Here is a 16,534-nt window from a genome sequence, read left to right as displayed (position 1 = left end):
AGTGGTCAAAACATCACCATCACTGGTGACTGCTGAATCTTTACAGCCTAAATCAATACCAACTTGACCAGTACCACCACAAGCAGTTTTTGGAAACTCTTTAACAGTGATGCAGGCGTACCAGTTGCCGCGAGAATCTTGCACTAATTCACACGTATTGATGCTGTAGAGCGAGAGATTGTAGCTGTCCCACAAATCAATGATCAGCTTTTGACCTTTAGCTAAGCTGAATTGCAGGGTGGTTTTCAAGCTTTTCTTACCTGATTGACGGGTTGCCAAGTTTTTGATAGCCGTCTTTTTAAAAGGAATCCAACCAAGTGACTTGCGTTTGGCTTTTGGGTTATTGGTGCGCCAATTGAGTTTCGCTTTTTTAAACTGTTTACGAGACTTAGCGTGGGTTTCAGTTATAGCTTGCAAGGTTTGGCTGTGCAGGTTCAGGTATTCACCTGCGCCTTTGGTATAAGCAGCTAGATCATAAGCTGAAAAGAAATAAGATGTGCGCTTAAGGTGTTTGAAACTCAACTCATTGACATAATTCCAGACAAAATTAACCGCACCAGCCAATATATTTAGCTGATTGGCGTGTTTGTCTTTGATGCGTAGTTTGAGTGTTTTCATGAGTTAAGTATGATTGTGTGTTATATCAAAATCAATAGCCATTAACCGCTATGTGACAACTGCTGACGCCTGATATCCACGCCCTAGAAGTGACGTGGTTTTACGGCGCTATTTGATAAATGTCAAAAACTTGCAATGATGAATGATCGTTTTCCAATATTCCATGCTTAACTTGAACTAAATATTTATTGACTCTCAATATTTTATTTTTTGCGTGGTCAAAGAACACTTTTAAAGCACTTTGCTATCAAAAATCAACAACCTCAGCCTAATGTTCAGCTGTAAACCAACCATTACGCATCAAGGATTGTCCTATATTGATTGGTTTTATTAGCAAATACAGTGCGCAAACCGTACCTTAAACGAAATCAAGCCTTACGCCCACCTTCTAAAAAGAATACGTATAAAACATCTTATACAAAATAAAAACAATAGTGCATTAAATATATGGGCAGCCACTCAATTTATAAATTTAATATGCTAAACTGCTGCTTTTAAATTTTTAAAAGACTCAAGCACTCGTCACGTCATCATTTAAGGTAAAGGTTTCCATGGTTTTTTCAAAAAATAGGCAATCACTGCTTGTCACTATTGCCTTAACATTTACGATTGGGTTGACGACGGGATGTGCAAGTATAAACACTGGACTGCAGGCTGGTGAATTGCCTCCTAGTGGTGTGTTTCAAGCAGATAATGGCATTCAATTTAATGTCCAGCCGCTCAGCCTATCAACTCTACCGCCCAAACAAACCACGGCAAGACCTAGTAGTGAGTTGGCTCAATTAATCAAAAATTCTGGTCGAACGGACTACCGTATTGCTCAAGCCGATGTTCTAAGCATTATCTTGGTAGGTTATCCTGATATTACTACTGCAGGAGCTGCAGGTTACCCAGTTGATCAGCAGGGCTTCATCCAGTTTCCACTAATTGGACGTATCAAGGCAAGTGGGATGAGCGTGCCACAGTTTACTGCAAATTTAAGTGGACAGTTAAAGCGTTACCTCAAGTATCCAGATCCACAAGTAAAAGTGGCTGAATATCGTGGCAACAAGTTCTTTATTGACGGTGAAGTCAGTAAATCTGGTGAATTCAATATTGCCGATACGCCTGTGTCTTTATACAGCGCGATCTCGATGGCAGGCGGCGCAACACCGACCGGAGACTCTGACAATATAGTATTGAACCGTAACGGCGTCAGCTACGATATTGGGTTACAAACATTGAGAGAAATGGGGTCATCAGCCAATCAAATATATATCAAAAACGGTGACTCAATCCATGTGAATAGCCAGAGTCGCAATAAAATCTATGTATTAGGCGAGTTTGGCAAAGTGGCACCTGTTCCTATTCTTGAGCACGGTATCAGTTTGGCGCAGGTATTGGGCGAATCTAATGGTCTAAACTCCAATACAGCCAACGCTACTAAAATATATGTTGTGCGCGATAATCCTAATTATCCGATGACCAATATCTATTATGTCGATATGCAATCTATTACCAGCTTTTCTCTCGCCAATCGCTTTGAGATGCACCCTAACGATATTGTCTATGTCGATCCTACTGGCTTGACTCGCTGGAATCGTATCATCAGCTCATTACTACCCTCTTCATCGGCCATTAGATCTATTTCAGGTCTATAAAGGAAGATCGTATTATGGGGTTTAATAATATCTTGGTGGTTTGTGTGGGTAATATATGCCGTAGCCCAATAGCTGCTACTTTTTTAATGGATGCATATCCAGACAAGCACATTGAATCAGCAGGATTGTCAGCAGTGATTGGCCATGGTGCTGATTCAAAGGCGCTGGACGTTATGACTGCATTCAATCCAACAATTAATGCAAATATGAACAAACATATCGCTAAGCAGATTAGCGAAGAGCTGACAGTGAAAGCAGATTTGATTTTGACCATGTCAACCAGTCAGAGCAAATGGATTGAAGACAGATGGCCACACTGTCGTGGCAAAACGTTCAGAATCGGATACTGGATTGATCAAGATATTGCTGATCCTTACGGACACGACGAACGAGCATTTGAGACTGCCAAACAAAACATTATCGACAGTTTGGGTCCATGGTTTAATAAAATCCGTTAAATAGTGAACATTTATGAATACAGATTCAAATAACTTATCAAAATCGACTACCGAAAAAAGTAGTAATGATGTTGATTTACTAGCTTTAGTGTTCGTGTTACTACGTGGCTGGAAAATTGTACTTTTTTTTGCATTATTAGGATTGATCATAGGCGTGCTATATAGCCGATATGAAAACCCTACTTATAAGTCAGATGCGTTGATACAGATTGACACGACATCACAAGGAGTTTCGGCCCTTGGTAGCAATATCTCGGATCTGGTTTCGACGGATGTTAGCCCCGCTCAGACAGAGGCGCTACTGATAAAGTCGCGTATGATCTTAAAACCTGTGGTTGACCTGCTGCACTTAGACATTCGATTGAATGATCCTTCAATAAACGCATTAGATAAGATAAACAGTGATCGCACTCATACCCAAATTAATACACCAGAAGGTGTAGCACTTAAAACTGCAGATGGGCAAGTACAGATCAGCCAGTTAAATGTCTCACAAGCCTACTTAGATCAATCTTTTACTTTAGTAAGATCTGGTACTGACAATAACTTCACACTAAGCAATGGCTTTGATGACTTTAAAGGTCAGCTAAATAAAGCAAACTACTTCAGAGGAACAGACGGTATTATCCAAATTACCGTCAATGACTTACCTGATAATCGGCACCCTATCACTATCGCTAAACAATCATTGCAAAACACGACCGATGCCATCAATGGTGCGTTGACAGTGACCGAACTGAACGATAAAACGGGGATTATTCAGCTTTCCTTGGTTGGTTCAGACCAACAACAAATCACCTTGATACTTAAGCAAATTGTTGAGTCTTATATCGATAAGAACAAATCTCGAGGATCTGAAGAAACGACTAAAACGCTTAGCTTTATGGAAACGCAGATACCTTTGCTCAAACAGAAGCTAGAAGCGTCTGAAGCTACCTTTAATGATTTTCGTGAAAGATCTGGCAGTATCGATATCAGTCAAGAGTCTGGACTACTCGTCGCAGAAAGCTCACAGATCGACTCTCAAATAAATGAACTGAAACTTAAAAAAGCGGATTTGACGACGTATTATACCGAAGAGCATCCGTTAGTTCTGCAGATCAATGATCAGCTTAAAGTCCTTAATAATAGAAAGCAGTCAATCAAAGGTGATATTGCCAAACTTCCTGGTACCCAAAGAGAGTTTTTGAAATTATCAGCAGATACAACCATTAATAGAGAGATTTATCTCACTATGCTCAAGAACTATGAGCAATTAAAGATTGTTAAAGCAGGTCAAATAGGCTTTGCGCGTATTATCGATATGCCTATCAGTACCTATCGAACCATTGCCCCGAAAAAACAGCTAATCGTCATGCTATCAATACTGTCAGGTATATTGTTCGGTATACTGCTGGTATTTCTCAAAAGCATGCTCAAAAACACTGTCAAAGATCCAGATCGCTTGGAAATCAAAACAGGCGTGCCCGTCATTGCTACGATTCCACGCTCATCTCCACTCACAAGACTGTCAAAAAATAAGAAGACACCTAATCGTCTGTTGGCCTATATCGATCATAACAGTCTGAGCTACGAGGCCATAAAAAGCCTGAGAACACACCTGATATTTGGTATGCCAGAGCACGGTAAATCTGATCAGCGAGCTAAAGTCATACTCATCTCAGGCGAAAGTCCAGGGGTTGGGAAAACCTTTATCGCAGCTAACTTATCAGAGGTATTCGCACAGCTTGATCAGAAGGTTTTGATTATAGATGCGGACATGCGCATGGGTGAGCTGCACAAGATGTTTAATATAGAACAAAACTTTGGTTTGGCTGATTATTTATCACAGAAAGATAATGAATCTACCACCAGTCAATCGATTACTGAATATGTGCATGCTACTGGTATGGATAATATCGACTTTATGCCTAGAGGCCAGCACCCTAAACAGCCAACTACTCTGCTCGCTAGCAAAAAGTTCAATGACATGATGTCGCAGTTAAGTGCACATTACGATTATATTGTCGTAGACTCTCCACCGATACTAGCGGCTTCGGATGCGATTATCCTGTCACAGTATGCGGATAAACTACTGATGGTGACAAGATACAACAGCTCGATAGAAAGACAATTGGTCTATGCTATTAATCAGTTGACTAAAGACCATGTGCGTGTAGATGGCATTGTCGTGAATGATGTACAACGAGGCGTGATGGATAAATACAGTTATCACTACAGCTATGCCTATGGCAATAACAAATAGATATTGCATCAGTTATTTATAATGCTTATAAAAACTATATGATGAGCCTTAGTATCTTAAAGCTAACTAGGATTAGCTTTATGCTTCTCGCTAAGGCCAGTATAAAATCATGGTGACATATTCTAAATATCAATATTCGTTATACGATTGAGCTAATATCAGCTTATAAATACTTAGATAATAAGACAATTAATTATGATTCCAATACAAGTAAAATTTCCATATGAAAAAATTAAAAATATATTAATAATTAAAGTAAAGTTAATGCTATTTCATCTAACAAAAGTTAATACAATTGGCTAATACCGAGAGTAATAAATACAAGCGCATGGCGAAAAACGCAGGCATGCTGTACTTTCGTATGCTGCTCACTATGGCAGTTGCACTCTATACTTCAAGAGTTATATTACAGACTCTTGGAATTGAGAATTTCGGTATTTATAACGTAGTTGCTGGTTTTGTGACGATGTTAGGGTTCTTGAATAGTGCAATGTCTTCGGCTACTCAGCGCTTTCTTGCTTTTGAACTAGGTCAGTCAGGTAAGAAGGATATGAGAGGCATATTCAGTATGAGTATGAATATTCATATCCTTATTGCTGTGCTTGTACTATTAATGGGTGAAACGCTTGGCTTATGGTTTGTCAGGACACAGTTGACGATACCTATAGATAAGATGGTAGCTGCAGAGTGGGTTTTCCATTTGGCATTATTGTCATTTATGGTGAGTATAGTTAGCGTTCCTTACAACGCGCTTATCATTGCTCATGAAAAGATGAGTATATTTGCTTTAGTTAGTATTTTAGATGTGACGCTCAAGCTGCTGATTGTGTTTATGCTTAGTTGGTTCGGTATGGACAAGCTTATTCTATATGCGTTACTTAGTCTCGCTGTAGTTTTTGCTATATTTTTAGTGTATCGAAGCTATTGTAAATCTAAGTTTATAGAATCAAGGTTTAGATTATATTGGGATAGACGTTTATTCAATATTATGCTTTCTTATACGGGTTGGAATCTGTGGGGTAATATCGCTACAGTGATGAGTGGACAAGGAATAAATGTACTTTTAAATATTTTTTTTGGTCCAACAGTGAATGCTGCGAGAGCGATTGCGATGCAGGTATCTAGTGCTTTAAATAGCTTTGTACAGAATTTACAAGTAGCGATAAATCCGCAAATTATAAAATCTTATGCAGCGCAAGACATGGATTATATGCATAAGTTAGTTTGCTATGGAGCAAAATATAACTTTTTTGTGTTGCTATTACTGGCTCTACCAGTTCTAAATAATATAGAGTTGATTCTTCCTGTGTGGTTGGGAGTTGTGCCTGAAAGCACTGCTATATTTACTAAACTTATTATCATTAATATATTGATAGATAGTCTTTCGCCATCGTTAATGACTGCTGCACAAGCTACCGGTCGGATCAAGCTGTATCAGTTCGTGGTAGGTGGTCTGTTGCTAATTAATGTTCCGGCTTCTTATATCGTACTTAAGATGGGAGGCGCTCCATATACAGTGTTTTATGTAGCTATTGGACTATCTATGTTGGCATTATTGGCTAGAGTTTATTTGATATCAAATTTGACAAAGATGAAGAAAAAGATGTATTTGGTTGACTCTATGATTCCCATACTTTCAGTCGTTACTATCGTATTTGTGATCAACTATTTTTTGGAAGAAAAATTTACAAATTCATTGATAGGTTTTTTTCTTTCAGTATTTGTTTCAGGTGCTTTAGTTATTATTGCAGTATTAATGGTTGGATTAAAGAAAGATGAACGTATTATGTTGAGTAAAGGGTTCTTCAAAATAAAACAAAAGGTATGGCAGTAGTATTATGAATAAACCTCAGGTAATAGCTAAAGTAGTCGATAATGATCTATGTACAGGATGTGGTGTTTGTACTTATTCCTGCTCATCAAACGCATTGACTATGAGTTGGAATGAAGAAGGATTTTTAGTCCCTGAATTGACAGGGAATTGTGATAACGATTCATCATGCATTAGTGTTTGTCCGTTTAACCCAGAGCCTATTGAAGCGGTAAAGAATGAGACTACTATAGCAGATATGTTTCTTTCCGAGGGAACTAAAACGTATGATAAACTTGGCAGGCTAATAGATATATACGCAAGCTATTCAAATGAATTTCGAGAAACATCTACATCGGGTGGGTTAGCAACATACGTTCTTGATCAGCTTCTCAAACGAGGAGTTGTTGATCACATATTCTCTGTCAAACTTTCAGCTAATGATAGTTCACATTATCAATATATTGTATCTAGCAGTGAAGAAGATTTGAGAAAAACATCTAAAACTAGATATTTTCCAGTAACCTTAGCTAATGTACTACCAAAGCTGAATGAACTTGAAGGCAAAGTCGCTATAATTGGAGTACCTTGCTTCGTCAAAGCGATCCGTTTAGCACAATACCAAGACCCTTATCTAAAAGAAAAAATACCTTTTGTCGCAGGAATAATATGTGGAGGTATGAAAAGCAAATTCTTCACAGAATACCTTGCATCAGAAGTAGATGTAAATATTACAAATATTGACTCTCCTGAGTATAGAATAGAAAACATTAATAGTAATGCTGGTGATTATTCATTTGGTTGTGTAGATAAATCTACTAATGAAAATAAATTTATTAAAATGGTAAGTTTGGGAGATATGTGGGGTACTGGCCTATTCAAAGCAAATGCTTGTGACTTTTGTGAGGACATAGTAGCAGAGCTTGCAGACATCACTTTTGGAGATGCTTGGATTCAACCATATAAAGAAGATAGTAGGGGTACAAATGTAGTAATTACTAGAAGTCCATTAGCAGATTCTATAATGCAGGATGGTATAAATAACTCAGAGCTGTTTTTAGAGAAAGTAAGCCCTGAATCAATGGTAGCTTCACAACAGAGTAGTTATTATCATAGACACGATGCTTTATCTGTACGATTAGAAGAAGCAAGGAAGAAAGGTATAAATATCTCTGATAAGAGATATGGGAATAAGTCAGTTTCAATAGACGTGATAGCTATACAAAAATTGAGAAGAATCACTCGAAAAAGTAGTTTAAAGATATGGCAGAAAAATAAATCAGCTAAAGCTTTTAACAAAAAAATGAAAAATATCTTACTATATTTAAAGATAGCAACTTTATTCACTCATAAAAAGCGCAAAACTATTCAAAAGCTAAAAAAATTAAAGTAAATGTAGGAAGTGCTTGTTTTAGTTAACGGACATCCTAAAAAGTATAGTTGAAAGGATAATATTATGAATAACCTTAAAAACACACCATGCCTAATTGTGACACTTTGTAAGTCTTTAAATTACGGAGCTTATCTACAAGCATTTGCTTTGCAGGAAATTCTTACCACTTATGGATACCAAGTAAGTTTTTTAGATATATATGATAAAGAGAATAATATAAAAAGGTATAAGCATTTATTTGGTGGGATTAAGAATACACCACAAAGTTATATTTTCAACATTCGTAAACTACTAGCCTTTAAGAAATACGAAAAAAAACTTACTATTGTTCCACGAGGAAACTTATCAAGATTTAAAGTCGTATTTATTGGCTCTGATGAGGTTTGGAGCGTTACTAACGGTTCCTTTAATAGTGCTCCAGAATTCTTTGGAATAAACCTACCTAAATCATTAAAGTTTTCATATGCCCCTAGTGTGGGAAGTTCTAATGTTGAAGACTTAAATAGTTATCCAAAATATGTTCAGGGTATATCTGAGCTGAGCATGATCAGTGTAAGAGATATTGAGTCATTAGAAGTAGCAAAAAAAGCAAGTATAGACAAAGATATATCAATGGTATTAGATCCAACCTTTCTCCATGATTTTGTAAAGAATGAAGAAAAATACGATATAAGTAAACCGTATATACTTGTTTACACATATGGTTTTGAAAAAAATATTGTTAAAGAAGTTAAGGCTTATGCCAGAAGAAATAAACTCTTAATTCTTTCTGCAGGGTTCTATCATTCATGGGCTGATAAAAATATTGCGTGTAATCCATTTGAATTTCTTTCTATTGTAAGAAATGCAGACAGTGTTATAACAGATACTTTTCATGGTTCAATATTTGCAATTAAATATAGGAAAAACTTTATTAGTTATGGTGGGAATAAACCAAAAGTTAAGTATTTGTTAGAATCTCTAGGTTTAGAAAAATCTTTAGTTGAAGTAGGATACTTATCGAATGATAATACCATTGATACTACTTACTCTAATCTCGAAGCAATTTTAAATCCGAAAATAAATGAAAGTAGAAATTATTTAGAGCGATGTAATACAATGATGCTAAATTGACAAAAAATATTTACAAGTAATAGAGTCTCTTTTATACATCTTATGTAAATATTGAATGCTACTAACCGAACTACAAAATTATTTTTTAATTGATACTTAGAGATAAGATAAATGATTCAAGTAAGATGTGACAATTATCATATTGAAGTTGAGAAGGAATGTTTTTTTTCAATAATAACTCCCAACTATAACTCTGGAGATAAGCTAGTAAGAGCTATAAAAAGTATTACAAATAATGCCGTTTCTTTTGAACATATCATTGTCGATGATTGTTCTACAGATGAGTCATTTATACTGGCACAGCAATTAGGGATCAGTATATCTAGCTTTAATATAATATTCTTAAGTAATTTGTCGAATAGCGGTCCTGCAATATCTAGAAATAAAGGGCTTGATGTTGCTAAAGGCAAGTATATCTTATTTCTTGATGCAGATGACTATTTTATAGAGTGCACACTTGATATTTTATATAATGCTATAAAATCAAATAATATGCCTGATGTATTGACATACAACTATCAAATGATAGAGAGTACAAATGAGATTATAGCTTTAACAAAGGATTCAAACATAGCTAATGTAATATGCAATCCTATTAAAGAATACCTATCAGACAAGATCATATCTGCTCCTTGGGGTAAATGTATTGAGGCTGATTTAGCTAAAAGTTTTAGATTCCCAGATTTGATAGTGTCAGAAGACGCTTTATATAATCTAGATATATTTATCAATGCTAAATCGGTTTTTAAAATCGATTCGACTCTTTATATTTTTGACAAAACCGATTCTAATAGCTTGACTAGGAAGGCCTTTGATAGAAAAGAGTTCATGAAGTTTCATAACGGTTGGGTCGCTTTTGAAAAGAAAGCACTTAAAGAAATTCAGCTTAAAAATAGTCATAGGTTACTTGCAAGTAGGAAAATTAGATTTGAAGTGCTGTACTACATAAATAGAATGATAGTTAGTCCCGATAGCAAAGTAGATAAATTCATTATTGGTTCTATAAAGGAAACTATACATAATAATATTATATTAGCAAGAAATGAGTTAAGTGCGAAAGTAAAAATATTATGTTTTATGTTCTACTTCTTCCCTTCTTTAACCATTAGTTTAGTAAAGTTTTATAAGGTTTTTTAAACTATTTTATATAGATTTACTGGAAAAATCATTTATGAAAGTTTTAATACTAGGCGGTAATTTTGACAACGCTGGTGGTACTGAGCGCGTAGGTTCTATGCTCGCTAACGGCTTATCAGAGGCAGGTTATGATATAACTCTCGCCAGTATCTGGTGTGGTTATAAGCCTTTCTTCCCCTTAAATAAAGAAATTGAAGTTTGTTCATTATTTGATGCAACAGGTCATAATGTATCTCGCACCCCAAGTATTATTTATAAAATAAGAAAGCTATTAAAAGAAAAGAATATCGATACTTTAATAGTAGTTGAAACAATGTCTGTTATGTTTACTTTACCAGCTACTTTAGGCTTGCCAGTTAAACATATATGTTGGGAGCATTTTAATTTTAATACTGATTTAGGGAAGCCACGTAGACGCTTAGCTCGTCAATTGGCTGCGCGGTACTGCGACTCAGTGGTTACCTTAACAGAAAGAGATAAAGCATATTGGCTAAGAGGTACTCGTCATAAATCACAAATAACAGCAATAGCCAATCCTTGTCCATTTCCAGTGCAATATTATGATAAGCCAGAGCACACGAAAATAGTATTGGCTGTTGGCCGTCTAACTTATCAGAAAGGGTTTGACTTACTCCTCCAGTCTTGGCTTGAAGTACATAAGTCTATGCCAGACTGGAAACTAAAAATAGTTGGTGAAGGTGAAGACAGAGTTACACTAGCTCGATTTATTGAAGAAAACGAACTAAAAGAAAGTGTTGAGCTAGTAGGTAATACTAATAATATTAGCGAATACTACAAAGAAGCTGAGATATTTTGCTTAAGTTCTCGTTTTGAGGGGTTTGGCATGGTTTTAATTGAAGCTTTAGCTTTTGGTTTACCTATTGTAAGCTTCGATTGTGAAGTTGGCCCAGCGGAGATCTTGCAAGATACAGGATCTATTCTAGTGCCTCAGAATGATACTAGTGAGCTTACCTCATCCTTAATTAAAATGATGAGCAATGATGAGCAACGAAAAAGTATTAGTTTGAAAAGTAAAGAAAAGGCTGAGGTTTACCAACCTGAAAACATAATGAGTCAATGGATAAATCTAATTGAAGATATCAAGTGAGTTTACAGTAAGTTTATTTTAGGCATGTTTTATGAAAATATTGATGATAATAACTGGTCTAGGTATGGGCGGTGCTGAACACGTTGTCATTAATCTGGCAGATGAGCTTGCCACACTGGGACACGAAGTGAAGTTAGCTTATCTGAATGGCGAAATTGCAGTTAAGGTTTCACCAGAAAATCCCGAAGTAGAGCTAATATCTATCGGAATGCATGGCTCTAAAGATTTTGTAAAGGCTTATATAAGGTTAAGAAAGTTAGTTAAAGACTTCAAACCCGATGTGGTACATAGTCATATGGTCCATGCAAATATTATATCGCGGCTGCTACGTTTGACTATTAGAATACCTAAAGTGATAAGTACTGCTCATAGTAGTAACGAGGGTGGGAAACTTAGAATGTTGGCCTATCGACTTACTGACAAATTAGCTGATATTTCTGTCAATGTGAGTCAATCAGCGGTTGAAGAGTTTATCAATAAAGGTGCTGTCAAGCCGGGACGCATGATTACTATTGCCAATGGCATTGATACTGATAAATTTAAATTTAATGACAGCTCTAGAATAAAGTTAAGATCTCAGCTTTCTATCAATAATGAGAAAGTAATTTTAGCAGTGGGTCGGCTTGATGCTGCAAAAGATTATTCTAATTTGTTAAATGCAATCACACTACTTAAAATTGAACGTCAAGACTTTAAAGTTTTTATAGTAGGTGATGGACCTTATAAAGATACGCTTTATAAGCTAACAAAAGATCTAAAAATTGATTCATGTGTAAGGTTTCTAGGTGTACGCAATGATGTTAAAGAGCTGATGTCAGCCGCTGATATTTATGTAATGTCTTCAGCATGGGAAGGTTTGCCAATGGTTATTTTAGAAGCTATGGCATGCGAACGTTTGATTGTTGCAACAGATTGTGGTGGTATAAGTGAAGCGGTTGGCTCACAAGGTTTACTGGTTGAGTCAAAAAATGAAACTGTTTTAGCACAGGCTCTTGATAAAGCTTTGCGTTTAAGTGATGTCGAGCGTTCTAACATTGGAGCTGCTGCACGTAAGCGTATTATCGATCACTATTCGTTAGATGCGAATGTTGAAGCTTATCTTAACTTATATAACCAGTGAAAAACTGTAGCTTTAACAAAGAATACTAAGTTGCAGCGATAAGTCATTAACAAAGTGCCATAAGAGAAAGGTGGTAATTTATTAAAACCACTATCCAATCATAGAGATAACTAGATGTCAGACTTAAGTTGGATTAATACCTATGGTTTTTTAGGAACTAGGCTTTTTGAATTGCCCAGTCTACTTATATGCTTATTATCAATATCCATGCTCGGATATAAGTTTCAAGTCTCATATAAATATCAGATTATATTAGCCTTACATTGCTTTTTACCTTTTGTTTTAAATGATGTGCTATTTAGTGCCTCTTATATGCCAGATCAATTTAAGTACTGGCATGGTGTTAATGCGCTAAGAAGTGGAGAATTAGGTTTTACTGAAGTACTAGCAAATGGTGGTACTGTTTTGACAGCCAGTGCTCTGCTAGCGTTGATTCCACTCCCAACACCTGTCTCAATCATAAGCTTAGGGTTCTACAATACTCTGCTTTATATAATACTGTTTTTTATCCTGTACGCAAAAAAAATATTTACCAAAGTATCTGTGTGGTTTTATTTACTATTCCCGAGTACTGCTTTATATACTGCTTTAACCTTAAGAGAAACTCTGATATTTTTCTTTATGATTTTCACTGTAATCTACGCCCGCGAATCTAAAGTGTTTAAAAGTACTATCTGTATCGCTCCCTTATACCTAATAAAATTCCAAAACTTTTTTATTTTAGGTCCTATAGTCTTACTATATTTTATATTTAATGTTGCAAAAAAAGGCATGGGGATAACCAAGGCATTGGTTATCAGTGCTATTGCTTTGGTTGGATTACTTCTCTCTGCTCCTGTTACTCTTCCCTTAGTGAACTATTATAGAGTAGCTATGTTTGTCGAAGATGGTGGTGAGGCAGACAAAGTTAGCATTATATCAGGCGCTGGTGACTTTGTATTTCAAGGTCTAACCGCAGCAGTGTACTTTTTAGCCAAACCTTTACCATGGGAAGCTAGCAATGCTCTACAACTGGTGCAATCGTTAGAAAACCTAATCATATTAGCCATCTTATTCTTAATAACCCGACAAGCTTGGAAAATATTTCCTGATAAACTTATCTTTTGGTTACTATTTATGATGTTAGCTATGTCAGTATATGGTCTGGTTGTATTTAACTATGGTACTGCTGTCCGTTATCGTTATCCATTTGTCATGATTTATGTCTTGTTTGTCTGTGCTGATTGTAATGTTAATCAAATTTATGAGCGAAAAAAATTAAAGTCTAACTATAGTAAGCCCTAGCTAATACTAATAAAAACCGAAGGTGTATTATTTTGAAAATAGTTATTATAGGCACTACAGCTTTTACATTGTTAAAATTTCGTTCCGACTTAATCTTGTCTTTAATTCAGAATGAGCATACTGTCTATGCTCTTGCAGTAGACTACACATTGGAACAAAAACAGCAAGTTGAAAGTCTCGGCGCTCACCCTATTGATTACAAATTAAGTAATTCGGGGTTGAATCCGTTTTCTGATCTCAAAACCGTATTACAGCTTAAGAAGCTCCTTAATAGCATTCAACCTGATTTAGTTTTTTCATACTTTTCCAAACCTGTTATTTATGGCACTTTAGCTGCTGCCTTAGCTAAGGTTCCAAAACGAGTGGCTATGTTAGAAGGATTAGGGTTTTTATTTACAAATCAACCGACTGGTCAAAAGCTCAAAACGAAAATAGTAAGACAAATTCAAGTTATGCTATATAAAATAGCATTCCGATTTGTAGACCGCATTGTATTTTTAAATCATGATGATCCCATCGACTTGATTGAGCACTATAAAGTTAAAGTACGTAATGTAAGCATACTCGGTGGTATAGGTTTAAATCTTGATGATTACCCTTATAGTAAGCCAACATCCAATCCTATTCGTTTTATTTTTATTGGGCGCCTGTTAGCTGAAAAAGGGGTTAGTGAGTATACAGCAGCAGCTCAGATAGTTAAGCGACAGTACCCTGACACTGAATTTATAATGCTAGGTGGTCTTGACCATGCAAATCCGGGTGCATTGACTAGTAATTCATTAGATAAGCTGGTTGCGCAAGGCGCTATTATTTATAGAGGACATGTCGATAACGTTGATGAATGGCTCACCAACTCTAGCGTATTTGTCCTACCTTCATATCGTGAGGGTATGCCACGTAGTACGCAGGAGGCAATGGCTATTGGTCGAGCAATAATCACTACAAATGTCCCAGGTTGCCGTGAGACTGTCATAGATGGTGTTAATGGCTTTATAGTTCCGCCCTGGTCAGCCGAGCTGCTCGCTCAAAAAATGATTCACTTTATAGAGCAACCAGAACTTATTGAACAAATGGGTAAAGAGAGTTATCGCCTTGCCCAAGAAAGATTTGATGCAAAGAAGGTTAATAAGGTTTTAATGTCGCTGCTTGTAGATTAGGACTTATTGAACATTCAAAGTTTTAATTAAAGATAGGTACAATCGAGAGTCACCGTATTTGCATAACTCTACTTTAACTTATCGAATTTAGTTACAACCGCTATGTATTTTTTTGACTTAGTAAAAGCATTTACTACTAAGTGTGGGCTTTTGACAAGTGCCCGTCCATATGGTTATTAGTGACCTTAGTGTTCTTTTCTCGAGGAATATTATCGAAGTGGCAAGCGATTTATCCCTTCACATGATCAACCTTTCAGGCCGTAGCATCAAAGATTGACGATAAGCCTGAAAACTCTACAATCATGGCATAAAACCATATAGACCAACACGCCCTAGATAACACATAGAAAAAAAATTCTGTAGATAATAAACTGATCGAAATTGTTAATAAAAAAATTTAGGTTAGTATGTGGTAGACGAGAAAATACTATAGGTATTGGGATAAAACCTGTAGATAGAAGATCGTATAGCGCACCAAACAAAAATGAAAGGCACTTTTGAGGGGTGGGAGGAAATACCGACTTCGTTTTTCTTAATTTAATGGCCACCTATTGTGCGAGTAATAGTTAGGGAGATCATTTATCTTTATAACTCTAGCGGGAACACCAGCAGCAATAGCACTTTCAGGAATATCTTTTGTAACAACAGCACCTGCTCCAATTTGAACGTTGTTACCAATGATAACATTTTCAACAATGCAAACATTAGGACCGATATATACATTATCTCCAATAGTTGCAGCGTTATCGTGATTAGAGCCAATTGATGTGAACTGACTAAGATTTACATTGTTCCCGATTTGAGCAGTATGGTTAACTACAATATTTTGGCCGTGACCAATATACAAACCATAACCAATCTTAGTACTGCTTGGAATGCTTAAAAAATACTTAGTACCAAGACGCCTACGTTGAACCCTAGCAACTGTTGAGACAAGACGATTTTCTGACTTAGTTAATCTCAACCAAAAACTAAATTTAAACCCTGTATGAAAAATATAGTATTTAGAAAAATTATACAAATTTACATTATCTATCCCTACATAACGACATAAATCGCTTTTAATGTAATCTAATACCATCTTGTTTTATCCTTAATATAATCACATGCAAAAAATCACATACTATACCAAGACTTATTGAGCATTCAAAATTTTAATTAAAGATAGGCACAATCGAGAGACACCTGATTACAACTGGCAAGCAAAAAAGCGTACTAACGTCATTGGTGCTTTCTATGCAAAGACGCTATTAGTACTGAATTACTTTGATAAAAATATTAATGGTGACATCTTCTACGATTGGTGCAAATACACACTGATTTCAGGCTTAAGCAAGGTAGTGTTTTGCCCGAGCGCAAGACGAAGGCCACGCCTGAGTGATAAGCTTTTATAAACACGTTCAAAGATTACTCAATAGAGATAGTCATCGTCTGTTATCTATACCAACTTG

The 16,534-nt window shown here is 36.0% G+C and carries 12 protein-coding genes and 2 pseudogenes; 11 read left to right on the top strand and 3 right to left on the bottom strand.

Features of this window, described 5'->3' with window-relative positions:
* Window positions 1-618: pseudogene (locus IP510_RS07545) on the bottom strand (RNA-guided endonuclease TnpB family protein); the annotation flags it as partial.
* A 551-nt stretch (window positions 619-1,169) separates the two neighbouring features.
* Here IP510_RS07545 and IP510_RS07540 point away from each other — a divergent pair.
* The 11 genes from IP510_RS07540 (at window position 1,170) to IP510_RS07490 (ending at window position 15,083) form a co-directional block, all read left to right on the top strand.
* Window positions 1,170-2,258 (top strand): polysaccharide biosynthesis/export family protein, encoded by a 1,089-nt coding sequence (locus IP510_RS07540; protein WP_194364139.1) that lies wholly within the window; start codon window positions 1,170-1,172, stop codon window positions 2,256-2,258.
* Window positions 2,259-2,272: 14 nt separating this feature from the next.
* Entirely contained in the window at window positions 2,273-2,716 is a 444-nt protein-coding gene (locus IP510_RS07535; protein WP_194364138.1) for a low molecular weight phosphotyrosine protein phosphatase, read from the top strand.
* A gap of 13 nt (window positions 2,717-2,729) precedes the next feature.
* Window positions 2,730-4,961: a polysaccharide biosynthesis tyrosine autokinase gene (locus IP510_RS07530; protein WP_194364137.1), complete on the top strand. Its 2,232-nt coding sequence runs from the start codon at window positions 2,730-2,732 to the stop codon at window positions 4,959-4,961.
* 373 nt (window positions 4,962-5,334) lie between these two features.
* Window positions 5,335-6,795, top strand: coding sequence for a lipopolysaccharide biosynthesis protein (locus IP510_RS07525; protein ID WP_227669565.1), 1,461 nt, complete (start codon window positions 5,335-5,337; stop codon window positions 6,793-6,795).
* 4 nt (window positions 6,796-6,799) lie between these two features.
* The gene (locus IP510_RS07520; RefSeq protein ID WP_194364136.1) at window positions 6,800-8,164 is read left to right on the top strand and encodes a Coenzyme F420 hydrogenase/dehydrogenase, beta subunit C-terminal domain; all 1,365 of its coding nucleotides are present in this window, start codon (window positions 6,800-6,802) and stop codon (window positions 8,162-8,164) included.
* A 63-nt stretch (window positions 8,165-8,227) separates the two neighbouring features.
* Entirely contained in the window at window positions 8,228-9,277 is a 1,050-nt protein-coding gene (locus IP510_RS07515) for a polysaccharide pyruvyl transferase family protein (protein ID WP_194364135.1), read from the top strand.
* A 111-nt stretch (window positions 9,278-9,388) separates the two neighbouring features.
* Window positions 9,389-10,414, top strand: a complete 1,026-nt coding sequence (locus IP510_RS07510) for a glycosyltransferase family 2 protein (RefSeq protein WP_194364134.1) — start codon at window positions 9,389-9,391, stop codon at window positions 10,412-10,414.
* A 34-nt stretch (window positions 10,415-10,448) separates the two neighbouring features.
* Window positions 10,449-11,522, top strand: coding sequence for a glycosyltransferase family 4 protein (locus tag IP510_RS07505; RefSeq protein ID WP_194364133.1), 1,074 nt, complete (start codon window positions 10,449-10,451; stop codon window positions 11,520-11,522).
* 31 nt (window positions 11,523-11,553) lie between these two features.
* On the top strand, window positions 11,554-12,642 hold the full coding sequence (locus IP510_RS07500; protein WP_194364132.1) for a glycosyltransferase: 1,089 nt from the start codon (window positions 11,554-11,556) through the stop codon (window positions 12,640-12,642).
* Window positions 12,643-12,756: 114 nt separating this feature from the next.
* Window positions 12,757-13,926 carry a hypothetical protein gene (locus IP510_RS07495; RefSeq protein ID WP_194364131.1) on the top strand — a complete coding sequence of 390 codons (1,170 nt, stop codon included), beginning with the start codon at window positions 12,757-12,759 and terminating at the stop codon, window positions 13,924-13,926.
* 32 nt (window positions 13,927-13,958) lie between these two features.
* On the top strand, window positions 13,959-15,083 hold the full coding sequence (locus IP510_RS07490) for a glycosyltransferase family 4 protein (protein WP_194364130.1): 1,125 nt from the start codon (window positions 13,959-13,961) through the stop codon (window positions 15,081-15,083).
* 68 nt (window positions 15,084-15,151) lie between these two features.
* On the opposite strand, the pseudogene IP510_RS13755 reads toward IP510_RS07490, so the two are convergent.
* A pseudogene (locus IP510_RS13755) lies at window positions 15,152-15,300 on the bottom strand (IS5/IS1182 family transposase); the annotation flags it as partial.
* Window positions 15,301-15,615: 315 nt separating this feature from the next.
* Window positions 15,616-16,164, bottom strand: a complete 549-nt coding sequence (locus tag IP510_RS07485; RefSeq protein ID WP_194364129.1) for a serine acetyltransferase — start codon at window positions 16,162-16,164, stop codon at window positions 15,616-15,618.
* Window positions 16,165-16,534: the final 370 nt, after the last annotated feature.

Origin of the sequence: Psychrobacter sp. NG254 (genome assembly GCF_015277735.1) — a bacterium.
GTDB lineage: Bacteria > Pseudomonadota > Gammaproteobacteria > Pseudomonadales > Moraxellaceae > Psychrobacter.
This window is presented reverse-complemented; position numbering and strand designations above follow the sequence as displayed.